Consider the following 23,223-nt stretch of genomic DNA (forward strand, 5'->3'; position numbering starts at 1 on the left):
ACCAACATTAGTAACTGTTACTGTTGATAAATTAATAAATATCTGATATCAGATAAAGTTGAGAATTTAAACTTACTTAAATTGCGACTGACCAATTTAATTGGTTTAATTAACTCAAGGCTAAAATGTCTTAATATTTTTAGTATTGAATCTTTGGACAACTTTTCTTAGGTACCATACCACTAGCCAGTAATAATAACTTATGGCGTATTTTAAACCATTAACGATTTATTTCTTGATGATAAATAAGAATATTAAAAGTGAGATATGAATTTTTCAAATAGGGCGTAGATCTTGTTGTGAAAAGAATGGAATGAATAAAAATGTGAATAATATAAAGCTTTGTTTTATATATCTAAAATACTATATAAAAAACCCAGCTTGCGCTGGGTTTTTTATTAAGAAGTTATTTAATTTTAGCTTCTTTATAAATCACATGCTTACGAACAACTGGATCGAATTTTTTCATTTCCAATTTTTCAGGTATAGTACGTTTGTTCTTCGTTGTCGTATAGAAGTGACCTGTACCTTCAGAAGAAACCAGTTTAATTTTATCGCGAATACCTTTAGCCATTCTTTAGCTCCTTAGTATTTCTCACCACGGCTGAGAAGCTCAGCAAGAACTGCGTCGATCCCTTGTTTATCGATTATACGCATGCCTTTTGCTGACACACGAAGCTTTACGAAACGTTTCTCAGATTCAACCCAGAAACGGTGAGAGTGCAGGTTTGGCAGAAAGCGGCGTTTAGTTGCATTCATTGCGTGTGAGCGTTTGTTACCACTCATCGGGCGCTTACCAGTAACTTGACAGACTCGTGACATGTCTATTTCTCCAAAAATCTAATCAGCTCGAGCTTTATATCGGGAATGACTGCCTCGTCAGACTTGGAAGCCTATCTCAGCAAATTTTCTTAATATAAAAAATAACTTAACTTCAGTAAAACTCACTGAGATAGGCTCTTCTTGTCAAACCCGAGATCCTAAAAGGTGGCGTATTATACGCCCTCTAGCGCTTTCACTCAAGCCCAGAACTAATAAAGTTGCTATTTATTAGTCAAAATGTGGTACTAGAGTAGACCAAGTTCGACAAATGAAAGGCATTTTTTATGAGTGACGACAAAATGGTCAAGCAATTTTATATCTATCAAACGGCAAGCATTAGCAATTTTTTCGGTGACAATTTTATCCGCTAAACTGGGCTCTGGGTTACCCGAAGGATGATTATGTGCAAGAATAATGGATACTGCATTTACTTTAACCGCCTGCCTTAAAATTTCTCTTGGATGTACTTCTACGCGATTTATGGTGCCTTTAAACATTTCTTCATAGCAGATAATTTGATTTTGGTTGTTTAAGAATAATACAATAAAAATCGAGTAGATATTTTTTCAAGTGCTTAGGACTTCTCATAATACTTTGATTAATAAGTTGTTGTGTAAAGAATCGTTTAGCGATTTCACCAATCGCTTGTAATTGTGAATACTTACAAACTCCTAATCCCTTGTGCGCTGAAAATTGTTGATAATCAGCAGTTAATAGTTTGTGCAACGAGCCAAATTCTTTTAATAAGTTTTCAGCCAATATTAAAACCGGAAATCCAGGCAATCCTGTGCGAAGAAAAATGGCCAAAAGCTCTTGGTCACTTAATGATGATGCCCCATAAGCTAAAAGCTTTTCTCTAGGTTTAAGTGCATAATTTATTTCGTCCATATGTTTTTCCTGTCTATTTCCTTGTAGCTTTGACAGGTTACAGCATGCCAAAATATGGGCCAAAATTTTCTAGCGTAGTTGCGTAGCGTTTTGCAAAAAAGTTTTTTTATAGATAAAAATTGATGGTATTCTCACCTAAACTTCAGCTTATGGTAATATCAGTAGACTCATCATTTGAATTTGGATATATATGATGGCAGAACTTACAGGTAAACATATCGTACTTGGCATTAGTGGTGGTATTGCTGCTTATAAAACACCAGAATTAGTTCGTCGTTTGCGTGACCATGGTGCAATTGTACGTGTGGTAATGACGAATGCCGCCAAATCTTTTATTACACCTTTGACGCTACAGGCTGTTTCGGGCTATCCAGTTGCTGATGATTTATTGGATCCTGTCGCAGAGGCTGCAATGGGTCATATTGAATTAGCTAAATGGGCAGATTTAATTATTTTAGCGCCTGCAACTGCAGATTTGCTGGCTCGTTTATCCGTTGGTATGGCGAATGATTTATTAACAACGGTCTGTTTAGCTTCAGAGGCAACAATAGCTGTCGTACCGGCAATGAATCAGCAAATGTATCGCGCTAATATTACTCAGCAAAATATTGCAATACTTAAAGAACGCCATGTTTTAGTTTGGGGCCCAGATGAAGGTAGTCAAGCTTGTGGTGATGTTGGCCCTGGTCGAGTGTTAGAGCCGTTAGCTATTGTTCAATTAGCTAAGAATAGTTTTCAGCATAAGCTAGATATGGTAAACCTGCATTTAGCAATTACTGCGGGGCCAACACAAGAAGAAATTGATCCCGTTCGTTTTGTGACTAATCATAGTTCAGGGAGAATGGGTTTCGCGATAGCACAAGCTGCTGCAAAACGAGGGGCTAATGTAACACTTATTACCGGTCCAGTTAATTTACCAACACCTGCAGGCGTTAAACGTATTAATGTTATCAGCGCGTTGGAAATGTATAGTCAAGTACATAATATAATTGATAAACAAGATATTTTTATTGGATGTGCCGCAGTTGCTGATTATCGACCAAAAGAGTTTACAAAAGAAAAAATTAAAAAGCGGGCAGATGAAATTACTCTGACATTGGTAAAAAATCCTGATATTGTGGCAAGTGTTGGTAAATTGACTAAAAATCGTCCTTATGTCGTTGGATTTGCAGCAGAGACACAAAATGTGGAAGAATATGCCCGTAATAAGCGTACCCAAAAAAATCTGGATCTTATTTGTGCAAATGATGTTTCATTAGCTGATCATGGGTTTAATTCAGAAAGCAATGCCTTGAATTTATTTTGGGAAGATAAAGAGATATATTTACCACATAGCCATAAATTAGAGCTTGGTCACCGTTTACTCGATGAGATACTTCAACGTTATGAAGAAAAAAATAGACATTAAAATTCTTGATCCTCGTGTAGGAAATAAATTTCCGTTGCCAACTTATGCGACAGAAGGATCTGCTGGGTTAGATCTACGAGCTTGCTTAGATCAGGCTATTCAATTAGAACCAGGTCAAACTGAGCTATTACCTACAGGATTAGCAGTGCATATTGCAGATCAACAATTAGCTGCAATCATTCTTCCTCGTTCAGGTTTAGGACATAAACATGGTGTTGTATTAGGAAATTTAGTCGGTTTAATCGATTCTGATTATCAAGGTGAATTGAAGGTTTCAGTCTGGAATCGTGGTGATACAAGTTTTACTATTGAACCTGGTGAGCGTATAGCACAAATGGTTTTTGTACCAATTGTTCAAGTTGAATTTGATCTGGTACAAGATTTTGAAACGACAAAACGAGGTAGCGGTGGTTTTGGTCATTCAGGTCGTCAATAATAATCTTGTTATTTATAAAATATTATAAATTTATTAAATTTTGTGCTTTATAAATGATGAAAGGCAAGGATTGCGTGGTCTGTTTTGTTGTTTTATCAGGGGTCTTGTTTCGCCATGGCAGGAAAAGAGATAACAAAGAAGAAAAACAGGCGTGAGGAAATCTTGCAGGTGCTTGCGCAAATGTTAGAAACCAGTGGTGGTAGTCAACGCATTACCACAGCTAAGTTGGCAAGTCATGTTGGTGTATCTGAAGCAGCACTTTATCGACATTTCCCTAGTAAGGGAAAAATGTTTGATAGTCTTATTGAATTTATTGAAAATTCTTTAATTTCACGGATTAATCTGATTCTGCAAGATGAAAAAGATACCATTAGGCGTATTCGGTTGATTTTAATGTTGATACTCGGTTTTGCGGAGAAAAATCCTGGATTGACACGAATAATGACGGCACATGCGTTGATGTTTGAGCAAGTTCAGTTACAAGATAGGATTGCCAATTATTTGAACGTATCGAAGCGCAATTTAGACAGGTTTTAAAGGAAAGAAAAATACGTGATAAGTAAAGTTTTAGTTATGATGAGAGCTTATTAGCATCTCAATTATTAGTGTTTTGTGAGGGGATGCTATCACGTTTTGTACGTTCAGAATTTCGGTATTGCCCAACTAAAGAATTTGATGCACGCTGGCCTATGTCTTGGTGCAGTTACAATAATTAATTGTACTACTCACTCCGCCTGATATTTGGGCGGAGTTTTTTTTATGTTAGTGGGTTAATAAAATTGCTAATTTTTTTATTTGTTAAGAGGGAGTGATACCGTAATTCTCACGATAAGCTTTCATCGTAGCTAAATGGGTTGACATATTCGGATTTTCACTTAAATAATTAATTAAATCATTCAAAGTGATAATAGAAAATACCTTGCATTTGAATTTTTTTTCGATTTCTTGGACGGCGGATAGATTCTTTTCACCTTTCTCCTGACGATCTAGACTTAATATAACAGCACTAAGTTTAGCTTTATGTCTCTTAATTATTTCTGCAGATTCTTTGATTGCAGTTCCTGCTGTAATAACGTCGTCAACGATCACAACGTTTCCTTTTAATGGGCTACCGACTAATTCCCCACCTTCCCCATGTTTTTTAACTTCTTTACGATTAAAGCAGTAAGGCTTATCGAAGTGATAATCCTCAGATAGTGCAACTACCATGGTTGTTACGATCGGGATACCTTTATAGGCCGGACCAAAAATAATGTCACAAGTAGGATTATGATCCATAAACGCTTGGGCATAAAAATGACCGAGTGCAGCTAAATCTTTTCCTGTATTAAAGAGGCCAGCATTGAAAAAATAGGGGCTCTTACGACCAGATTTCAACGTAAATTCACCAAATTCCAATGCTTTTTTTTTCATGGCGAGTTTAATAAATTCGCGCTGATAACCTTTCATTAAATTTTCCTCTTTAATTTATTCTCACTTTAATTAATCGCTATAAAAAGACCGTTAAACAGATGATTAAAATTTATTGCTCTAATGCTTCTTTTTGGGCGGTAAAAATAATTTGTAAACCATTTTTTGCTAAAGAAAGCAGTGATAGCAGCTCTTCATGACTAAATGGCTCACCTTCGGCAGTACCTTGAATTTCGATCATTTTACCATTATCCATCATGACAACATTCATATCTGTTTCTGCGGCAGAGTCTTCAATATATTCTAGATCACAAATAGGTTTGCCATCCACTATGCCGACAGAAACCGCAGCAACCATAGATTTAAGTGGGCTTTTTTTCAATTTTCTTTCTGCGACCATTTTATTTAATGCGTCAGTTAAAGCGACACAGGCACCAGAAATTGCAGCGGTACGAGTCCCTCCATCAGCCTGAATAACATCACAATCTAGTGTAATGGTATATTCACCTAATTGCTTTAAATCAACGGCGGCACGCAGAGAACGGGCAATAAGGCGTTGTATCTCCATGGTGCGACCCGTTTGTTTGCCTTTTGCTGCTTCGCGTATATTACGAGAATTTGTTGCCCGTGGTAGCATACCGTATTCCGCTGTTATCCAACCTTGTGATTGGCCTTTTAAAAAGCGGGGAACGCCTTCTTCGATTGTGGCGTTACATAATACTTTGGTATCACCAAATTCAATCAGAACAGAGCCTTCGGCATGTTTAGTATATTGGCGGGTGATTTTTATAGGGCGCACCTGATTAGCTTCTCTATTCTCTGGACGCATGGTGTTATCTCCGTAGTTAAACAATGTTGGTGGCGCATTATACGTTCTTCGACATTGAATGCCTATCCTATGGTTTCACTCAAGGTTATAATTTAATTTTTATTTATAGGAACGAAATATGATCCATAGTATGACCGCTTTCGCACGACGAGATATAAAAAGTGAATGGGGAAATGCGGCTTGGGAGCTGCGTTCCGTTAACCAACGTTATCTTGAAACTTATATTCGCTTGCCGGAACAATTTAGAAGTCTCGAACCTGTTATTCGTGAGCGTCTACGTGCCAGATTAACCCGAGGGAAAGTAGAGTGTAGTTTACGTTTTGAACTTAGTTCACATCAACAGAGTGAATTAGTACTGAATGAAGAGTTAGCTAACCAATTGATTAGAACTGCTAACTGGGTAAAAAAGAGTAGTAGTGAAGGAGAAATTAATCCGTTAGAAATTCTTCGCTGGCCTGGTGTTATGTCGGCTCAAGAACAGAATTTGGATGTTATTTGTACGTATTTGCTTAAAGAATTAGAACTTGCTTTAGATGATTTTATTCTCAATCGGGAAAGCGAAGGCAAGATGCTAAAAATAATGATTGAGCAACGGCTAGATGCTGTTTGTCAGGAAATTCAAGCGGTTCGTCGTCAAATGCCTGAAATTTTAAAATGGCAGCGTGAGCGCTTACAAACAAAATTAGAGGAGGCAGAAATTCAGATAGATAATAATCGATTAGAACAAGAGCTTATCATATTAGCGCAACGTATTGATGTTGCAGAAGAGCTTGATAGGCTGGATGCTCATGTCAAAGAAACACGTAATATTCTTAAAAAACAAGAAGCTGTTGGCCGTCGGTTAGATTTTATGATGCAGGAGTTTAATCGTGAAGCTAATACCTTGGCCTCAAAGTCTATTAATAGCCAAGTGACTAATTATGCTGTTGAATTAAAAGTATTAATAGAACAAATGCGTGAGCAGATTCAAAACATCGAGTAGATTCTCAAGTAAATTCACTAAATATCATAACTTGCAACTAATACCAATGAGCCAGTGCGAATACTGGCTTTTTTAATTCAACAAGTTTCATATGATCACGAGTTTCGCACAGGTCTATAAAATTCTAGAAATGGCTTAAAAGTAATGATTAATCTGCAAGTTACTGAAATGCATAAATTTACTTAATTTACAATAAGTTATATTTAATTTATAAGGTTTTATCTATTTACATATTATGCTGAATTAAACTTAAAAATAGCGCGTTTTTTTATTGGTGCGAAACTCGTGATGATATCACCAAAGCGCACATTATTGGTGTACTTAAAAGGGTACTTAGTTGGTTTTAAGTACACTAATTTAAGGACACCCTCAATAAAATATGGGAAAACTTAACGACATATAAAAAAGAACATGGATATGAAGTGGAGAACTCTTTGTAAGATGCTCAGACGGTGGTGAGCTATATTTTATTTTCCAAGCTAATAAAAAAATAAACAAGTATTGTACACGAGTTTCGCACCAATAAAAAAACGCGCTATTTTTAAGTTTAATTCAGCATGATATATAAATAGACAAAACCTTATAAATTAAATACAAATTATTGTAATTTAATAAAATTTATGTGTTTTAGTAACTTACAGATTAACCATTGCTTTTAAGCCATTTCTAGAACTTTATATGCCTGTGCGAAACTCATGAAAGGGTTATTTTTTCAGATATACGACGTTTATGTTGTTCAAACCACGCAGAAATAGCGAGAAAAATATGATTTCTTTGCGCTCGGCTCGTGCGAGCCTGACAGCGTTCAATACCACAGTTTTGTTTTAACTTCTCGATGATAAACTTCAACAGACCAACGGGCATCCATGATAGATTTGACGTATTGACGGGTGGGATTCTCTTTGTTTGTTACTATGTCACGAGTTTCGCACAAAACTAATTTGGGTACGCTAATAAAACACGGATTTGCTCAGTAATAGCACTTTTGATTACGTCCCAATTTTGTTGATAAAGGGTTATTTTTTCAGATATACGACGTTTATGTTGTTCAAACCACGCAGAAATAGCGAGAAAAATATGATTTCTTTGCGCTCGGCTCGTGCGAGCCTGACAGCGTTCAATACCACAGTTTTGTTTAACTTCTCGATGATAAACTTCAACAGACCAACGGGCATCCATGATAGATTTGAGGTATTGACGGGTGGGATTCTCTTTGTTTGTTACTATGTAATCAATACGGCCGTTTTTGGCTGTAAATTTGAAAACGGTTACCCAACCATATCCTCGCAAGTGTATTGACGTTCCTTCTTCTGAGATGTCTAACTTGTTCAGTTGTTTGTTATGGTTAACAATCCTATTTTTCCTCAGCGTGGTTACCCAGATCCAACCATGAGAGCGAATTGATTTCAGGTTATCCAGGCTAGAATACCAAGCATCCATCACTACGGCTTCTGGCATGATCCCTCTTTTTTTAGCAAGAGTGAGCATTTCGGAAAAGTGCGTGTTTTTTGTTTTTCCATCAGAATCTTTATCATAAATACGATAATTGATAGGAATTGATTCAACCTTCGTCAGATCATGCCAAAGCAAATTAACTAAACCTATGCCAGCAATAACATCATGTTCATTACCTGAATATTGATAATGGACCATCTCTATTTTTTTACTACGTGTTTTGGCAATCAATGTATCATCGGCAATTAGTACGCAAGGGCTTTTTTTGTCTATAGAAGGTTCAACTAATCGCCATAGGTCTTTAGGTCTAAAACATCTACTTTTTAGCCATCGGCTAACAGTGTCATGAGATAAAGGCGATGGGCTTACTTCTGATAACGCTAAACCAGAGTATCTTAAACTGCTTACTTGTAAGAATGTTTTATAGATATCTTTAATACATGGATAACCCGACAAAATATGAACACCCTGATTTTTTCTTGTTTTTAAATTTATACTTCTTTTTTGGAGATTGCGAAACTCGTGTTATATACGTCAATTTCAATGTCTAATGGCCCCATCACTCATTTCTTTTCATATAGTTGCACTATACAGATGTTCGACGTACAATTTAAATGTACACTTTAGGAGACATATCATGCGTACATACACTTCCACTCAAGCCCGCGCCAATATCTCAGAAGTGTTGGATGCTGCCACTCATGGTGAACCCGTTGAAATCACCCGCAGTGATGGAAGTTCAGCAGTAGTTATCAGCAAGGCTGAATTCGAGGCATACCAGAACGCTAAGCTGGATGCGGAGTTTGATGTGATTATACAGCGCCATGGGCATACTGTAGAGGTATTGACAAACCGATGATATGGGTCAGCGCACAGGAAGTTATTGCTTTTCATGACCGTATATTGCAATGGCTTCCCGGCGTTGCTGGTATGCCGGATCCTAGCAGAGCGGAAGCTCTTATTTCCCGGGTGCAAAATCGTGCACATTATGACGGTGTTACGGATATTTTTGAGTTGGCTGCCACTTACTGGGTTGCTATCGCCAGAGGTCACATTTTTAATGATGGCAATGAGCGTATCGCGTTTTTTGTGACCATGACTTTCCTCTACCGCAACGGTATCAATATCCGAGATAACGACAATACTTTGGAAAATTTAACGGTAGAAGCTGCTACCGGAGAAAAAACTGTTGATCAGTTAGCGCAGCAGTTACGTGAGTTAGTAAATCGTATCGAGCCAATTGGTTGAATAATCATTGTTTTTCATGTAATTAATCAAAAATTAGTTTAGTAAAAATATAATCAAATAATATTAGTATTAAGCCACTATTCAGTACTCAAAATCATACTAGTTTATTAAATTAAGGTGTTTTTTAAAATTGTTAGCGTGGCTAAATAATGCACTTGTATTGCTATGGTGTTATTTTTTTAAAAAGATATTGTTAATTAGTGACAGAATATTGAAAAATTCAATCATGATAAGCATCTATCGAAAAAATATTGTTTATTTAGCACATTTATTTTCATAAAGAATAAACCATTCATAATGTTTTTATATCGTAAAATTCTTAGATAATTTTAATATGTAGGATGTTCGATATATCACTAAATGAAATTTATAGAGCAATTGAGATATAGATTAAACTGATTTTTAGAATGAAATATGGCTAATTAGTCGATATATTGATTTAATTATAAATAAATTTGTAAGCAAAAGTTTATTTCTTTGTTAAGGTTAATATATTGATATATAAGTAAAAATTAAAGTCTTGCGAAGAAAAAGTGAGTTATTAGCGGCAAATTATGATTAAAAAAAGCTATAAAGCCAGCAGAGACATCTTGCTTCTGCTGACTATATGATATTGACAAATAAATTTCCCTGGTGTTGGCCAACTTGGCAGCCTGACCTTACATGAGGTCAGGTTTTTTTATTGTTTTTATATAAATCTAATAGTGACTTTACCCTTTTTTATGCTTCGATTGTAGTTAGACTTAAGTCTAGTTTTGTACTATACTTTTGTCCTGACACGGAGGTTAATTATGTATTTTGGGGGGAATTACTGGATGTCAAAGGCGTTTTTTGATAATGATACGATAAATAATGTAATAAAAAACTACTTAGATAAAGAATTAGCTGTTTTTGGGAAATTTAGGTATGCATATATAATCCTGAATAAAAGAAATCCAGCGGAAATGTTTGCGATAACAAATTATCCAGATAAGTGGGTTGAGATATATAAGGAAAGGAATTATCAACAAATAGATCCCGTTGTTATCTTTGCTCTTAATAGAGTTTCTCCTTTTGAGTGGGACGAAAGTTTGTCTGTTAATTCTAATGTTGATTTCTCCAAAATTTTTAATATTTCAAAAGATTATAATGTTGTAAATGGCTATACTTTTGTATTACACGATTATAATAATCTCCTTGCTATGTTATCAATTGTCATGATCAGTTCGGAAGTTGTGGAAATAGAAAAAAGGATAAAAGATCATAAAAATGATTTGCATATGCTTCTTCTTGATGTTCATGAAAAAATCACCTCTCTGTATCGAGAGATGATTAGACGAAACTATCAGAACCCAGCAAGTGGAAAAGATTGTTTTTCACCCCGCGAAAATGAAATTTTATATTGGGTTAGTATGGGAAAAACTTACGCGGAAATTGCAACCATACTAGGTATAAAATTGGGTACAGTAAAATTTCATATTGGCAGTGTTGTGAAAAAATTAGGCGTTATGAATGCTAAGCATGCAATAAGACTCGGTGTCGAATTACAACTCATTAAGCCTATCTCCGAATGACGGATATATCAATGGCCATTTTTTTAAATTATTATTAACAAGTCTGTCATAATGGCTCCTTATTTTTCCAATTAGCTTATTTTGATTTTTAGAATCTATAGGCAAAAGCAGTAGATAAACTTTTTCATTTTTCTCTGATAAACCTTGTTCGATGATTGAAACCTCCCAACCGGATCGCTCTACTACTTTTAACATACCATGGCTGATAATAGTAAGAATCCCATCATAATCGCCTTTTTGCGCATAATTAATCATTGCTAGACATAGTATAAAAAAGACAGGATGTTTGTCGCAATTTAGTTCTTTTGTTCGGTCTTTGGCCACGAAAAAGCGGCTTGATTCAATATAGTTTTCTTTAGGGAGATTGAGATGCTTGAAAAAAGGGGCAAATGTGCCTGTGATCATATTAGGAAATTGCATTTCAATAAATCTAACACTACAGATGATGGTGTTACTTCTTACGCCAAATAGATAGTTAGCTTTGTCATTATCATATTCATCAAACTCCATACCATTAATACAATTAACTGCCCAGTTAAGGCGATCTTTAAATGTTTCTTTTCTTAGCGTAAATAATTCTTTTGATTTTTTTTCAGTCAAAAGGTTGTAGTTCACATCGAATATTTCTAACATTTTTTCTCCATTATTTCATTTACTCGGAGATCCTATATTTAAAATTACTAAAATATTTCTATCTAGCGATACTATTTTTCGATTTCCACTATCGGTAATAATGCCTATTATATTTTGCCTTCTCTGTAATTTTTTGTACACTAGTGGTGTTAAGTTTATATATGCATTTTTCGATGGAACTAACTCACTCATAAGGAATATTTTATGGGAAGTGTAAATCGGAGGTGTAAATTAATCGGACAGTTTTTAATTAAAAGTTAAAAATTTTTATAGATAAAGTTAGCTATATTAAAAAGACATAAAAAGTGTTTTATTGATAGCGCTGGTTTAAGAAAAGTAATCTATATATTTATAGTATAAAAAAAATTAAACTATCTATTAAGATAACTGAGTTATCCGCTAAATATATAATTTATTAACATAATGATTAGACATTTTTTTATTTAATTATTCTCATGATAGCATTTGCAATATTTATACTAAATTTTACCTTTATCAAAGAAAGTTAATAATTTAAGCATTCGGTAAAAGTTTTATCGTATAATGTAGTAAGCCGAATCAATTCAGCCAGTTATAGCCATAAACGAAATGAATGAAATTATGGTTTTTATACTTATGGCAATATATTAAATCAGAGGTCACCATGAACAAAAAAGGAATAAAAAAAGTTGGCGTTTTAACCAGTGGTGGTGATGCGCCAGGAATGAATGCCGCTATTCGTAGTGTTGTGCGCATGGGACTTTCTGAAGATTTAGAAGTTTATGGTATCTATGACGGCTATATGGGACTTTATGAAAATCGAATAAAAAAACTCAACCGTTTTAGTGTTTCTGATATTATTAATCGCGGCGGTACTTTCTTAGGCTCTGCCCGTTTTCCTGAATTTCGTGATAGTGAGAAGGTAAGAACCCAAGCTATTGAGAATATGAAAAAACATAATATTGATGCCTTGGTTGTCATCGGTGGAGATGGCTCTTATCGTGGCGCAAAGAAGATCACTGAAGCGGGTTTCCCTTGTATAGGTGTACCCGGAACTATTGATAATGATGTTGCCGGTACTGATTATACGATTGGTTATTTTACCGCTTTGGATACTATTGTTGAGGCAATTGATCGTTTACGTGATACCTCAACTTCCCATAAACGTATTTCGATTGTTGAAATAATGGGGCGTCATTGTGGTGATTTGACTTTATCCGCGGCTATTGCTGGCGGCTGTGAGTTTGTGGTATTGCCCGAAATACCTTTTGATAAGGAAGAGTTACTGACAGAAATTAAATCTGGCTTAGCAAGAGGTAAACGTCATGCAATTGTTGCCATTACTGAACATATTTATGATGTTAATGAATTGGCAAAATATATTGAAAAAGCAACGGGGCATGAGACACGAGCAACGGTTTTAGGCCATATTCAGCGAGGTGGTAGCCCAGTTGCGAGTGATCGAGTTCTGGCATCCCGTATGGGTGCTTACTCTATTCAGTTACTTTTACAGGGGTATGGTGGGCGCTGTGTTGGTATTCAAAATGATAAACTGGTTCATCATGATATTATTGATGCAGTTGAAAATATGCAACGTAAGTTTAAGCAGGATTGGTTAGATACGGCGAAGAAACTTTATTAACTGGTTTGAGCGGGTTGTAGCTGATAAAGTTTCGATATAAGCCTCATAAATTTATGAGGCTTATATGGTTTTATTGCGTGATGGTTGTATTTTTAGTTAACCATTGCGTTATTCGTTGTTTCTCATCATCATTGAGCCACATACCTAATTTGGTTCTGCGCCAGATGACATCATCTAACTCTGTAACCCATTCATTTTCGACTAAATAACGTAATTCAGCTTCGTATAAATTGTGGCCAAAAGCTTCACCTAGATCTGATAACGATTGTGCTTGTTTTAAGATCAAATTGCTATTACTACCGTAAGTGCGGGCATATCGCAATGCAATGCCTTCTGGTAACCATGGGTAGCGTTTACGTAATAGTTGGGCATAACCGTCACGATCACAGCCTTCGATATCACCACCAGGTAGCGTTGCTTCTTTAGTCCACGCTTTACCGGCATTAGGATAGTAATGAGCTAATTTATCTATCGCATGTTCTGCAAGTTTACGATAGGTGGTTAATTTACCGCCGAAAACAGATAGTAAAGGTGCTTTTCCTTGTTCATCATGGATGTCGAGGGTGTAATCACGTGTAATAGCTTGAGGTGAATCAGATTCATCATCACATAATGGACGTACCCCAGAGTAAGTCCAGACAATATCTTGCTGTGTTAACTGTTTTTTGAAATGATCGTTATAAACTTTTAATAAATAATTGATTTCATTATTATCTATGTGAACATCTTTTGGATCACCTTGATATTCGACATCGGTAGTACCGATAATAGAAAACTCGTCCATCCAAGGTATAACAAAGACAATACGATGATCTTCATTTTGTAAAATATAAGCTTGTGAGCCATCGTGTACACGAGATACAACAATATGGCTACCTTTAATTAGCCGGATACCGTAGGGAGATTTTAATTGTAACCCTTCATCAAAGAAAGATTTAACCCAAGGTCCTGTTGCGTTTACTAATCCTTTTGCTTGCCAAGTTTCTTTTTTGCCCGTACGTAAGTCTTCTGCTTCTACGACCCACAGCCCATTCTCACGCCAGGCTTTCGTCGCTTTAGTGCGAGTTCGAACTTCACCTTTATGTCTGAGAATTTCTTGTGCATTGAGGACAACTAACCGTGCATCATCTACCCAACAATCTGAATATTCAAAACCTTTTGTCAGTTCTGATTTTAAGACAGAGTTTTTACCAAATTTTAGTCCTTTACTTCCGGGTAGACTGGTACGTTTACCGAGGTGATCATAAAGGAAAAGGCCAGCACGTATCATCCAAGCAGGACGAAGATGAGGTTGATGAGGTAGGCGAAAACGCATAGGGAAAGCGATATGAGGAGCGAGCTTAAGCAAAACTTCACGTTCGGCAAGCGCTTCACTAACTAAACGAAATTCATAATGTTCTAAATAGCGTAATCCGCCATGGATTAGTTTGGAACTAGCAGAAGAAGTTGCGCTAGCAAGATCTTGAGCTTCTAATAGTAATACTGATAATCCTCGACCAGCAGCATCAGCGGCAATACCTGCACCATTTATACCACCACCTAGCACAATTAAATCTTTTGTTTTCATGCGTCCCCCAATGTTCGAGATTGCTCAAATATGTTCGTTTTCGCTCACAATTTTAATCAAATTAGATTCTAAAGCCAACTATTATTAAGTTGAAGAAAAACCATTAAATTGAAGCTATTTACCATTTATTGGAAAAATAGAGAAAAAATAGCAAACTAATTAAGAAAATGAGTATTAATCTGGAGAGAATATTAGCTTATTAAGAAGTATAGCCACAGAATAGAGCAGGAAATAAGAAAATCTCCTGCGAAAAGTGAGCATTAGCATATTTCAAGTGTTACATTATGATGCTCAATCATTTTGTGGATGTTTGCAGGAGGGGCTTTGTCAGTAAAAAGATAATCAATCATCTCCATACTACCTAGGTTAACCATTGCATTGCGACCAAATTTTGAGTGATCAGTAACCAGCATAACGCAACGAGAATTTTCAATAATCGCTTTTTTTGTTCGTACTTCATGGTAGTCGAATTCGAGTAATGAACCATCTTCATCGATACCACTAATGCCTAAAATACCATAGTCTAGACGGAATTGAGTTATAAAATCTAAGGTTGCCTCACCAACAATTCCTCCATCACGGCTGCGAACTTCTCCTCCTGCTAAGATCAGACGAAAATCCTCTTTTGTCATAAGTAGGGTTGCAACATTAAGATTATTAGTGACGATCCTTAAATTTTTATGATCCAGCAAAGCATAGGCGACAGCTTCTGGTGTAGTACCGATATCAATAAATAGTGTAGCTCCATTGGGGATTTGGCGCGCAACATGTTGAGCAATCCGTTCTTTTTCGTTCGACCACATCATCTTGCGATCGTGGTAAGCAGTATTAACAGAACTTGAAGGAAGCGCGGCACCTCCGTGATGGCGCTGAATTTTATTTTTTTCCGCTAGTTCATTGAGATCACGACGGATAGTTTGTGGGCTGACATTGAAATATTCAACTAACTTTTCAGTACTTACATAGCCTTGAATACGGGCAAGTTCGATAATAGTATCATGGCGTTGAGTTTGCTTCACAAGAACCTCAAGTATCACTATATGTATTGGTCATGTTTGGTATTATTTGGTTTATGTCTATTATCCCATAATCCCATTAATAAACCGATAATTAACCCGGCAGTGTGTGCCGTGTTAGCTATTTTCATGCCAAAAATATCAAAGTAACCAAGAAATAACCATAAAACAGCAAATATCATTAACCCTCTTGGAATAGAAATACCTTTTTCTGGGTGACGTTCACCGGTTAACCAAACGTAGCCAATCAGCGAAAAAACTAGGCCGGAAAGACCACCAAAAGCAGAGCCACTAAAGAGCGATTGCCTCCAATTACTAAAAAGAGCTGATACAATAGCAATGACAAATAGTTTACCTGTACCCAATTGGCGTTCTACCTGACTACCTAAATACCACCACCACATTAAATTAAATAGAATGTGCATCAACGAAAAGTGAAGTAGGGCGGGGGTGAATATTCGCCAGATTTCCGTGTACTGAGTACTTGATGGCCAAGCAAGATAAGCCATTACGGCGTCATTACCGGAAATTAACATCCAAATATAAATAAAAATAGCTAAAAAGAAAACGATGATGGTTAGTGGGCCAGATTGTTTTTTTAAATAATCAACAGTGAGATAATTACGGTAGCCAAATTTTTTATCGATATGTCCCGTTTGCCAACTTGCTGCCTGATAACGTGAATTAAGAGGATCTTGCATAAACAGCTTTAGTTCTTGCTGCACTTGATCGAACTTATTTTCATCATGTAGCCAGAGATCAAAAAATTTTCTCTGTGGTTCTGCGCGCATTTCGATAACAATGTTTTGCATCGCCATATAATCAATAAATGCTTGTGCTAATCTAGGATTTGCTATAGAAATTAAATGGATCATAACCAGTTATATCGCTTACGAGAGTGAGTTGATGGTGTGTGGGTATTCTCTCAACCATGCTTCAAAACCACCGTTTATGCTATAAACAGTTTCGAAGCCCATATTAACTAAATATTGTGCGGCGCCTTGGCTACTATGGCCATGGTAACACATTATCATTACCGGCGAGTCAAAGTCTGTTTGCTTAATAAAGTTATTTAAGGTCTCATTCGTGAGATGGTAAGCGCCTTTAATATGCGCTGAATGAAAACTTTGTGGGTCACGAATGTCGACCATGATGATGTCACCTGTTTGCCAAAGTTTATAGGCTTGTTCAACTGTAATTAATTGAAAATTATCCATAGTAATCTGCACAATATTATTTTACATTCGGAAAAACAAGATACTCTCTGTATTTTTAAAGAGTATCCATCATTGGCAAAAATGAGTAATTATTTTAATAATAAGAGTGATCACCACGCTGATGTTCGGTTAAATCTTTTACTCCTTTTAATTCGTCTGGGAACATATTTAGCAACTGTTTTTCAATACCTTCTTTTAAGGTAATATCGACCATTGAACAGCCATTACATCCTCCACCGAATTGTAGAATTGCATATCCATCGTCAGTGATTTCCATCAATGAAACCCGTCCTCCATGGCCTGCTAATTGAGGGTTAATTTGTGATTGAATAACATATTCAACTCGTTCAATCAGTGGAGCATCGTCAGCCACTTTTCGCATTTTAGCATTAGGCGCTTTTAGGGTAAGTTGAGAGCCTAATTGATCCGTTACGAAATCGATTTCGGCCTCTTGCAGAAAAGGTGCGCTAATTTCATCAATATAAGCTGAAAGTTTATCAAATTTAAGTTCAATATCCGTCGCTTCGATAGCATCAGGAGGACAATAAGAGACCCCACATTCTGCAGAAGGTGTGCCAGGATTGATGACAAATACGCGAATTTGTGTACCAGGTTCTTGATTTGCCAATAGTTTGGCAAAATGAGCTTGTGCTGCTTCAGTAATATTAATCATAATCGATGCTCAAGTTTATCATTTTAGTATGTTTATCATACGCTCTTTTCCTTACTTTCTACAAGGTTCTGCATATTGCCCAGGCTTGAACTGAGTTTGCTCCAGCACTAATCAGCAACTTAGCAACTTCATTCATTGTTGTTCCTGTTGTAATGACATCGTCAAATACGGCAATATGGCAATCTTGAAACGATTTTTTTACCCTAAAAACTTTACTAAGATTTTGGGTACGTTTTTTAGCAGAAAGTTGAGTTTGCGGTAGTGTAGCACGAGTGCGAATAATTGAATTAGTTTGAAATTGGCATCCTAACCAATAAGCTAATTGAGTTGCTATTAAACTGGCTTGATTAAATCCACGTTGCCAATGTTTACCATGATACAGTGGGAGCGCTATTATGATATCTGGTTTACGCCAGCGTTGTTGGCGATATCCTTGTTGCCAATAGAGTAGAAATAAGTTTGCAAGGATAAAGGCGATTTGCGTTATCTTTTCATATTTGTACTGCTGTATTAGCTTGCTTAATGGTGGTATATAGGGAGTAATGGCGACAGGATTGTGCCAATAGGGTGGAGTTTGTAAGCAGCGACCGCAAGCAAGGGTGAATTGTTCAACGGGTAAAGCACAGCGATGACAAACTCGTTTTAGATAAGGTAAATGTTTTAAACAGTAGTGACAAATGCCATGAAAGCGATATTTTAGTGTTTGGTGGCATAGCCAACAATACCCAGCCATTGTTAACATAATGATGTCCTTTTTTATACCTGTAAAGCGAGAATAACTATGACGACACTGTTTTGGCAGCAGTTGGGTAAAGGAAAACAAGATATTGTGCTATTGCACGGATGGGGATTAAATGCAGAAGTTTGGCGTACCATTGAAGTGGAATGTGGTTCTCATTTTCGTCTCCATCTAGTTGACTTACCTGGCTATGGTCGTAGTAATCTTTTTCCACCGATGTCGCTACAACAAATGGCAGAGGTAATTTGGCAGAAAGCGCCCAAGCAGGCTATTTGGTTAGGTTGGTCGTTAGGCGGACTGATTGCTAGTATCATCTCACTTAACCATCAAGCTGAAATAGCAGGTTTAATAACAGTGGCTTCATCGCCCTGTTTTGGACAACAAGAAAATTGGCCAGGCATTAAACCTACGGTACTTAAGGGGTTTGAACGACAATTACAGGTTGATTTTCATCGTACAGTAGAACGTTTTCTTGTATTGCAAACATTGGGCACTAAAACAGCTAATGGCGATATACGATTATTAAAATCGGTGATACTAGAGCAGCCGTTACCTTCTGTTGCCGTGTTAAACGCAGGTTTGGAAATTTTGCTAATAACTGATCTACGGCAATCTTTATTAACCTTAAATAAACCTTTTTTGCGTATCTATGGTGACCTTGATAGCTTAGTACCCAAAAAAATAGTACCAATGCTGGATAAATGGTTACCTAATTCGCCTTCGGTGGTAATAAAACATGCCGCCCATGCCCCTTTTATTTCTCATCCTAATCAGTTTATTCAATTGTTAGTCGATTTTTTTGGTCAATTGGAGAAATGAATATGGGGAGTCAGAATAAAAGCAAAAGCATTCTTTATGCTAATCGAGTAAGCGATAATTTTAATAAATTATCGCTTACTTGCATAAATTAGAGAGAAGTAACTTGATAAATTTTTAGGTTACACTTTTTTATTTCGGGACATTGCTTACAACTATGGCCCGTTAAACAGGATGATTGATCAATTTGTTCTAATTTTCCCATGGCTGCTAATTTATCTAACATAGCCTCAATCATAGGTAATAATGAAGCAGAGAATTTCTGACTAATTTGGTAAGCATCCGTTCTGCCATACAGCGCAACCATATCTCTGACTTGCAATAAACTGATCATCTCATTACCTCTAGTGGCATGAACCACTTTGGCTGTGGTTACATTTATGGACATTATGATGGAGTTTTAGTGTTATGCGTTTACGTGAATGGCGCAACAATGCAATTAACAGTAACACGAGTTTCGCACAGGCCTATAAAATTCTAGAAATGGCTTAAAAGTAATGATTAATCTGCAAGTTACTGAAATGCATAAATTCAATTAATTTACAATAAGTTATATTTAATTTATAAGGTTTTATCTATTTACATATTATGCTGAATTAAACTTAAAAATAGAGCGTTTTTTTATTGGTGCGAAACTCGTGAGTAAGTTAAACACGACGAGCATCCCAATAACCCACGCGCTATATTGTGGATGTTGTGAGAAAGTGGCTATTTGGTAGAACAAGGCAGAAACCGAATAAGCAACATTCAAGCCCCATAGAATAGAAAATGTCATCCAGTTTCGATTCGTTTCACGGGCAATGGCTCCTAATACAGAAATGCAAGGCACATAAAGTAGAACAAAGATTAGATAGCTATAGGTTGATAAAGACGAACCGAATCGTGCTGCCATAGCGCCCATTGTACTGCTATCCATATCACCATCACCTTTACTGGCTTCAATAGGATTGGATAAGACACTTAAACTGAATGTTTCTTTTAGACTATCCCAAGTTTCATTAACCGCATCTTCTAATTCATCTAACAGATTAAATTGCTCGGCATTAAAAGGTGTTTGAGTAATATTTTCGGCGGTGTACAGTGTATTCAATGTGCCGACTACCACTTCTTTAGCTAACGCGCCCGTAATAAGTCCAACGGTTGCTTGCCAATTATCATCATTGATACCGATAGGTTTCAATAACGGGGTAACGGTTTTACTTACTGACGCTAATGCTGATTGGTTAATATTATCAACGACTTTACCGGACAAAGAAAAACTATTAAGTGCCCCCATAATCATACTGGAAATAATAATCACTTTTCCCGCTCTTAAGACAAAGCCTTTCAATCTTTGCCAGCTCTGTAATAGTAATGTTTTTAAGTGTGGTACATGGTAAACCGGTAATTCCATGATAAAAGGGGAGGATGCGCCCCGTGCAACAGTATATTTCAATAACAACCCGGTTAGGATGGCAATGACAATACCTAATAAATAAAGAGAAAAAACAATACTTACGCCATTTTTGCCAAAAAAAGCGGCCGCAAAGACAGCAAAAATAGTCAGCCTGGCGCCACAAGACATAAAAGGCGCCATTAAAACGGTGATTAATCGTTCACGAGGAGTATCTAACCTGAGTTCGGGATAAGAAATAAAGAGAAAGTCTTGATATTCAAATAGTTGAATGAGCCTGTTTTGTTAAAATACTCTAACAGTCTGGTTAAAGAGTAGAGCATTGTTAAACAATTATGGAAAATCTTACTGAACTTTATTGCCTGATGGATGATTTTTGCAAAGACTTCGAGCCAAAAATGCATGAATATTTGCTGACTAACGGTACTAAGCGTCGTAGACGGTCTACTCAGCTTTCGTTGGCGGAAATGATGACACTGGTTGTGTTGTTTCATCAACTCCGATTCAGGCAATTCAAGGTATTTTATCTCTATTATGTCCGCTTATATCTCCGGAAGGAATTTCCTAACTTGCCATCCTATTCACGCTGTGTAGAGTTACTTCCGCGTAGTGCCTTAGCGTTAACGGCACTGTTTGAGTCAATTAAGGGAAAATGCACGGGGCTATCGGTTGCCGATTCTACTCCGATAGCGGTGTGTGATAACTTACGGATCCGCAGACATAAAGTCTTCAATGGGATAGCTGAACGGGGAAAAAATTCAACAGGTTGGTTCTTTGGTTTCAAGCTTCATGTAATTATCAATCATTTGGGGGAAATACTCAGTTTTCGACTCACACCAGGAAACACCGATGATCGGAAACCATTGCCTGAGCTGACAAAGGATCTTTCTGGTTGTTTGTACGCAGATAAAGGGTATTTATCGGCTTCACTGAAACAGCAACTCAAAACGATGGGAATTAGCCTTATAACGAATATCAAGAAGAAAATGAAGCCTATTAAACAGACTTGTTTCGACAAAGCCATCTTGCGTCATCGTTCTGTCATTGAAACGGTATTTGATGAGTTAAAAAATCTTTGTCAAATAGAGCATACGCGACATCGCTCTCCGGCTAACTTTGTAGTGAATTTATTAGGCGGACTGGTTGCATATTGTTTAATGCCATCTAAACCAAAGATACCTGTTGCAGGTACGTATCTTCAAGTATAATTGATAATGCTTATCCCGAACTCAGGTTATCTAGTGTCCGTGCACCCATAATAGCAGGTACATTACAGCCAAAACCGACAATCAAAGGAACAAAAGATTTACCAGGCAGACCTAGTGCTTGCATCAGTCTATCCATGACAAATGCTGCGCGTGCCATATAACCAGAGTCTTCCAATACAGAAAGGAATAAATACATTAAACCAATTTGGGGAACTAATGGCAAAACAGTGTTGATACCACCACCTACCCCTTGGGCAAGGAAAACCGTCAACCATTGTGGAAAGTTAAAAGTATGGCCAATCCATTGAATTCCATGGATGAAAATGGCTTCTGAGCCACCTTCAAAGAGCGGTTGTAATGCACCACCAATATTGATAGCAAGTATGAACATCAAATACATGATAAAAAGAAATATCGGCACCCCAAACCAGCGATTAAGTACTATGTTATCAATAAATTGCGTTAAGGCATTCGGTTTTGCCGTTTCAGTATTAATCACTGCTTCGCAAAGGCTGGCAATAGTTTGATAGCGTGCATCAGCGATGATGAGCTCAGGCTCTTCTTGTTGTTGAGATTGTAAATGGGTTCTAATTTTATCTAATTTATCAGTGGAAATAGCGGCACGTTCGAGGCTATATATCACCTTCTAAGATTTGTAGTGCTAGCCAACGGCGCTGTTGATGATTGAATTTATTATGGTCGATAATTTGAATTAAATTTTCCACTTCGGTGAGCAAAAAATCGGGATAGCGGATGAGGGTTGAAATAAGATTATTACTATGTTTATCAATCGCTTGTTTTAATTTGCTAATACCTTTTGCGCGAGTCGAAACTAGAGGGATAATAGGGCAGCCTAGGCGTGTTTGAAGTTCATCAATATTAATATGAATATTTTGGTTTTCGGCAATATCCAACATATTAAGCGCAACGATACAAGGCACACCTAATTCAATAAGTTGTAATGTTAGATAAAGATTACGCTCGAGGTTAGCGGCATCGATAACATTTATCAACATATCCGCTTCGCCACTTAGGATGAAATGACAGGCAATTTGCTCATCGAGTGAGGTCTGTTCTGAAATAGTGGTTAGTGAATAGGTGCCAGGCAGGTCAACTAATTCAATATCATATTCCGAGGTTGCAAAGCGACCAGCCTTTCGCTCAACAGTGACACCAGACCAGTTGCCAACACGTTGGCGGGCGCCTGTTAATTGATTAGAGAGTGTCGTTTTACCGGCGTTAGGGTTGCCAATAAGGCCAATAGTTAATGGTTTCATAGTTTTGGTGTCAGATGAGTAATAAGCAATAG

Annotated in this window: 22 protein-coding genes and 5 pseudogenes; 10 read left to right on the forward strand and 17 right to left on the reverse strand. The window is 36.8% G+C overall.

Going from position 1 to position 23,223, the window contains the following annotated elements; genetic code table 11:
* Positions 1–406 precede the first annotated feature (406 nt).
* From rpmG to radC, 3 genes and pseudogenes are all read right to left on the reverse strand, one after another.
* Positions 407–574, reverse strand: a complete 168-nt coding sequence (rpmG, locus tag V3224_RS14255; protein WP_334471311.1) for a 50S ribosomal protein L33 — start codon at positions 572–574, stop codon at positions 407–409.
* Positions 575–585: 11 nt separating this feature from the next.
* Positions 586–822 (reverse strand): 50S ribosomal protein L28, encoded by a 237-nt coding sequence (rpmB, locus tag V3224_RS14260; RefSeq protein WP_334471313.1) that lies wholly within the window; start codon positions 820–822, stop codon positions 586–588.
* Between the two features lie 245 nt (positions 823–1,067).
* Positions 1,068–1,710: pseudogene (radC, locus tag V3224_RS14265) on the reverse strand (RadC family protein).
* Positions 1,711–1,903: 193 nt separating this feature from the next.
* Between radC and coaBC the strand changes: the two are divergent.
* The 3 genes and pseudogenes from coaBC (at position 1,904) to slmA (ending at position 4,270) form a co-directional block, all read left to right on the forward strand.
* Entirely contained in the window at positions 1,904–3,118 is a 1,215-nt protein-coding gene (gene coaBC / locus V3224_RS14270) for a bifunctional phosphopantothenoylcysteine decarboxylase/phosphopantothenate--cysteine ligase CoaBC (protein WP_334471315.1), read from the forward strand.
* A complete protein-coding gene (dut, locus tag V3224_RS14275; RefSeq protein ID WP_334471317.1) occupies positions 3,096–3,554 on the forward strand; it encodes a dUTP diphosphatase in 459 nt (152 codons plus the stop codon). Before coaBC ends, dut begins: the two co-directional genes overlap by 23 nt.
* Positions 3,555–3,668: 114 nt before the next feature.
* Positions 3,669–4,270: pseudogene (gene slmA / locus V3224_RS14280) on the forward strand (nucleoid occlusion factor SlmA).
* An 82-nt stretch (positions 4,271–4,352) separates the two neighbouring features.
* Here slmA and pyrE read toward each other — a convergent pair.
* Together pyrE and rph are read right to left on the reverse strand one after the other, a co-directional pair.
* Positions 4,353–5,003 (reverse strand): orotate phosphoribosyltransferase, encoded by a 651-nt coding sequence (pyrE, locus tag V3224_RS14285; protein WP_334471319.1) that lies wholly within the window; start codon positions 5,001–5,003, stop codon positions 4,353–4,355.
* Positions 5,004–5,076: 73 nt separating this feature from the next.
* A complete protein-coding gene (rph, locus tag V3224_RS14290; RefSeq protein WP_334471321.1) occupies positions 5,077–5,793 on the reverse strand; it encodes a ribonuclease PH in 717 nt (238 codons plus the stop codon).
* A 118-nt stretch (positions 5,794–5,911) separates the two neighbouring features.
* Between rph and V3224_RS14295 the strand changes: the two genes are divergently transcribed.
* Positions 5,912–6,775 carry a YicC/YloC family endoribonuclease gene (locus tag V3224_RS14295; RefSeq protein WP_334471322.1) on the forward strand — a complete coding sequence of 288 codons (864 nt, stop codon included), beginning with the start codon at positions 5,912–5,914 and terminating at the stop codon, positions 6,773–6,775.
* 699 nt (positions 6,776–7,474) lie between these two features.
* Here V3224_RS14295 and V3224_RS14300 read toward each other — a convergent pair.
* Together V3224_RS14300 and V3224_RS14310 are read right to left on the reverse strand one after the other, a co-directional pair.
* A pseudogene (locus V3224_RS14300) lies at positions 7,475–7,691 on the reverse strand (transposase); the annotation flags it as partial.
* A 20-nt stretch (positions 7,692–7,711) separates the two neighbouring features.
* On the reverse strand, positions 7,712–8,686 hold the full coding sequence (locus tag V3224_RS14310; protein WP_334470580.1) for an IS701 family transposase: 975 nt from the start codon (positions 8,684–8,686) through the stop codon (positions 7,712–7,714).
* A 181-nt stretch (positions 8,687–8,867) separates the two neighbouring features.
* Between V3224_RS14310 and V3224_RS14315 the strand changes: the two genes are divergently transcribed.
* The 3 genes from V3224_RS14315 (at position 8,868) to V3224_RS14325 (ending at position 11,031) form a co-directional block, all read left to right on the forward strand.
* Entirely contained in the window at positions 8,868–9,089 is a 222-nt protein-coding gene (locus V3224_RS14315; protein ID WP_334471329.1) for a type II toxin-antitoxin system Phd/YefM family antitoxin, read from the forward strand.
* Positions 9,086–9,478 carry a type II toxin-antitoxin system death-on-curing family toxin gene (locus tag V3224_RS14320; RefSeq protein ID WP_334471331.1) on the forward strand — a complete coding sequence of 131 codons (393 nt, stop codon included), beginning with the start codon at positions 9,086–9,088 and terminating at the stop codon, positions 9,476–9,478. Before V3224_RS14315 ends, V3224_RS14320 begins: the two co-directional genes overlap by 4 nt.
* A gap of 815 nt (positions 9,479–10,293) precedes the next feature.
* Positions 10,294–11,031 carry a helix-turn-helix transcriptional regulator gene (locus tag V3224_RS14325; protein ID WP_334471333.1) on the forward strand — a complete coding sequence of 246 codons (738 nt, stop codon included), beginning with the start codon at positions 10,294–10,296 and terminating at the stop codon, positions 11,029–11,031.
* On the opposite strand, the gene V3224_RS14330 is transcribed toward V3224_RS14325, so the two are convergent.
* Positions 11,002–11,664, reverse strand: coding sequence for an acyl-homoserine-lactone synthase (locus tag V3224_RS14330; RefSeq protein WP_334471335.1), 663 nt, complete (start codon positions 11,662–11,664; stop codon positions 11,002–11,004). The two genes, V3224_RS14325 and V3224_RS14330, sit on opposite strands and share 30 nt — an antisense overlap.
* A 643-nt stretch (positions 11,665–12,307) precedes the next feature.
* Here V3224_RS14330 and pfkA point away from each other — a divergent pair.
* On the forward strand, positions 12,308–13,285 hold the full coding sequence (gene pfkA, locus V3224_RS14335) for a 6-phosphofructokinase (RefSeq protein WP_032115812.1): 978 nt from the start codon (positions 12,308–12,310) through the stop codon (positions 13,283–13,285).
* Positions 13,286–13,355: 70 nt separating this feature from the next.
* Here pfkA and glpD read toward each other — a convergent pair whose 3' ends face one another.
* The 6 genes from glpD to gntX form a co-directional block, all read right to left on the reverse strand.
* Positions 13,356–14,852, reverse strand: coding sequence for a glycerol-3-phosphate dehydrogenase (gene glpD, locus V3224_RS14340; protein ID WP_334471337.1), 1,497 nt, complete (start codon positions 14,850–14,852; stop codon positions 13,356–13,358).
* Positions 14,853–15,112: 260 nt separating this feature from the next.
* The gene (locus tag V3224_RS14345; protein WP_334471339.1) at positions 15,113–15,871 is read right to left on the reverse strand and encodes a DeoR/GlpR family transcriptional regulator; all 759 of its coding nucleotides are present in this window, start codon (positions 15,869–15,871) and stop codon (positions 15,113–15,115) included.
* Between the two features lie 17 nt (positions 15,872–15,888).
* Entirely contained in the window at positions 15,889–16,743 is an 855-nt protein-coding gene (glpG, locus tag V3224_RS14350) for a rhomboid family intramembrane serine protease GlpG (RefSeq protein WP_334471341.1), read from the reverse strand.
* A gap of 15 nt (positions 16,744–16,758) precedes the next feature.
* Positions 16,759–17,085 (reverse strand): thiosulfate sulfurtransferase GlpE, encoded by a 327-nt coding sequence (gene glpE, locus V3224_RS14355; RefSeq protein ID WP_310511022.1) that lies wholly within the window; start codon positions 17,083–17,085, stop codon positions 16,759–16,761.
* Positions 17,086–17,179: 94 nt separating this feature from the next.
* Complete coding sequence (gene nfuA, locus V3224_RS14360) at positions 17,180–17,758, reverse strand: Fe-S biogenesis protein NfuA (protein ID WP_032115817.1); 579 nt, start codon at positions 17,756–17,758, stop codon at positions 17,180–17,182.
* Positions 17,759–17,816: 58 nt separating this feature from the next.
* Positions 17,817–18,500, reverse strand: a complete 684-nt coding sequence (gntX, locus tag V3224_RS14365; protein ID WP_334471345.1) for a DNA utilization protein GntX — start codon at positions 18,498–18,500, stop codon at positions 17,817–17,819.
* A 39-nt stretch (positions 18,501–18,539) separates the two neighbouring features.
* Between gntX and bioH the strand changes: the two genes are divergently transcribed.
* Positions 18,540–19,316, forward strand: a complete 777-nt coding sequence (gene bioH / locus V3224_RS14370) for a pimeloyl-ACP methyl ester esterase BioH (RefSeq protein WP_334471347.1) — start codon at positions 18,540–18,542, stop codon at positions 19,314–19,316.
* An 88-nt stretch (positions 19,317–19,404) separates the two neighbouring features.
* Here the strand turns inward: bioH and V3224_RS14375 are convergent, their stop codons facing one another.
* A complete protein-coding gene (locus tag V3224_RS14375; RefSeq protein WP_334471349.1) occupies positions 19,405–19,647 on the reverse strand; it encodes a FeoC-like transcriptional regulator in 243 nt (80 codons plus the stop codon).
* A 252-nt stretch (positions 19,648–19,899) separates the two neighbouring features.
* Positions 19,900–20,925, reverse strand: a pseudogene (locus V3224_RS14380) (nucleoside recognition domain-containing protein); the annotation flags it as partial.
* Between the two features lie 116 nt (positions 20,926–21,041).
* Between V3224_RS14380 and V3224_RS14385 the strand changes: the two are divergent.
* Positions 21,042–21,914, forward strand: a complete 873-nt coding sequence (locus V3224_RS14385; protein ID WP_334467716.1) for an IS982 family transposase — start codon at positions 21,042–21,044, stop codon at positions 21,912–21,914.
* 28 nt (positions 21,915–21,942) lie between these two features.
* On the opposite strand, the pseudogene feoB reads toward V3224_RS14385, so the two are convergent.
* Positions 21,943–23,191, reverse strand: a pseudogene (feoB, locus tag V3224_RS14390) (Fe(2+) transporter permease subunit FeoB); the annotation flags it as partial.
* Positions 23,192–23,223: the final 32 nt, after the last annotated feature.

It is taken from the genome of Arsenophonus sp. PmNCSU2021_1, assembly GCF_036919435.1.
GTDB classification, from domain to species: domain Bacteria; phylum Pseudomonadota; class Gammaproteobacteria; order Enterobacterales; family Enterobacteriaceae; genus Arsenophonus; species Arsenophonus nilaparvatae.

What these genes read in the sequence shown, in the direction of transcription:
- rpmG (WP_334471311.1), bottom strand. Translation starts at nt 574, where the DNA reads ATGGCTAAAGGTATTCGCGATAAAATTAAACTGGTTTCTTCTGAAGGT.
- rpmB (WP_334471313.1), bottom strand. Translation starts at nt 822, where the DNA reads ATGTCACGAGTCTGTCAAGTTACTGGTAAGCGCCCGATGAGTGGTAAC.
- coaBC (WP_334471315.1), top strand. Translation starts at nt 1,904, where the DNA reads ATGGCAGAACTTACAGGTAAACATATCGTACTTGGCATTAGTGGTGGT.
- dut (WP_334471317.1), top strand. Translation starts at nt 3,096, where the DNA reads ATGAAGAAAAAAATAGACATTAAAATTCTTGATCCTCGTGTAGGAAAT.
- pyrE (WP_334471319.1), bottom strand. Translation starts at nt 5,003, where the DNA reads ATGAAAGGTTATCAGCGCGAATTTATTAAACTCGCCATGAAAAAAAAA.
- rph (WP_334471321.1), bottom strand. Translation starts at nt 5,793, where the DNA reads ATGCGTCCAGAGAATAGAGAAGCTAATCAGGTGCGCCCTATAAAAATC.
- V3224_RS14295 (WP_334471322.1), top strand. Translation starts at nt 5,912, where the DNA reads ATGATCCATAGTATGACCGCTTTCGCACGACGAGATATAAAAAGTGAA.
- V3224_RS14315 (WP_334471329.1), top strand. Translation starts at nt 8,868, where the DNA reads ATGCGTACATACACTTCCACTCAAGCCCGCGCCAATATCTCAGAAGTG.
- V3224_RS14320 (WP_334471331.1), top strand. Translation starts at nt 9,086, where the DNA reads ATGATATGGGTCAGCGCACAGGAAGTTATTGCTTTTCATGACCGTATA.
- V3224_RS14325 (WP_334471333.1), top strand. Translation starts at nt 10,294, where the DNA reads ATGTCAAAGGCGTTTTTTGATAATGATACGATAAATAATGTAATAAAA.
- V3224_RS14330 (WP_334471335.1), bottom strand. Translation starts at nt 11,664, where the DNA reads ATGTTAGAAATATTCGATGTGAACTACAACCTTTTGACTGAAAAAAAA.
- pfkA (WP_032115812.1), top strand. Translation starts at nt 12,308, where the DNA reads ATGAACAAAAAAGGAATAAAAAAAGTTGGCGTTTTAACCAGTGGTGGT.
- glpD (WP_334471337.1), bottom strand. Translation starts at nt 14,852, where the DNA reads ATGAAAACAAAAGATTTAATTGTGCTAGGTGGTGGTATAAATGGTGCA.
- glpG (WP_334471341.1), bottom strand. Translation starts at nt 16,743, where the DNA reads ATGATCCATTTAATTTCTATAGCAAATCCTAGATTAGCACAAGCATTT.
- glpE (WP_310511022.1), bottom strand. Translation starts at nt 17,085, where the DNA reads ATGGATAATTTTCAATTAATTACAGTTGAACAAGCCTATAAACTTTGG.
- nfuA (WP_032115817.1), bottom strand. Translation starts at nt 17,758, where the DNA reads ATGATTAATATTACTGAAGCAGCACAAGCTCATTTTGCCAAACTATTG.
- gntX (WP_334471345.1), bottom strand. Translation starts at nt 18,500, where the DNA reads ATGTTAACAATGGCTGGGTATTGTTGGCTATGCCACCAAACACTAAAA.
- bioH (WP_334471347.1), top strand. Translation starts at nt 18,540, where the DNA reads ATGACGACACTGTTTTGGCAGCAGTTGGGTAAAGGAAAACAAGATATT.
- V3224_RS14375 (WP_334471349.1), bottom strand. Translation starts at nt 19,647, where the DNA reads ATGATCAGTTTATTGCAAGTCAGAGATATGGTTGCGCTGTATGGCAGA.
- V3224_RS14385 (WP_334467716.1), top strand. Translation starts at nt 21,042, where the DNA reads ATGGAAAATCTTACTGAACTTTATTGCCTGATGGATGATTTTTGCAAA.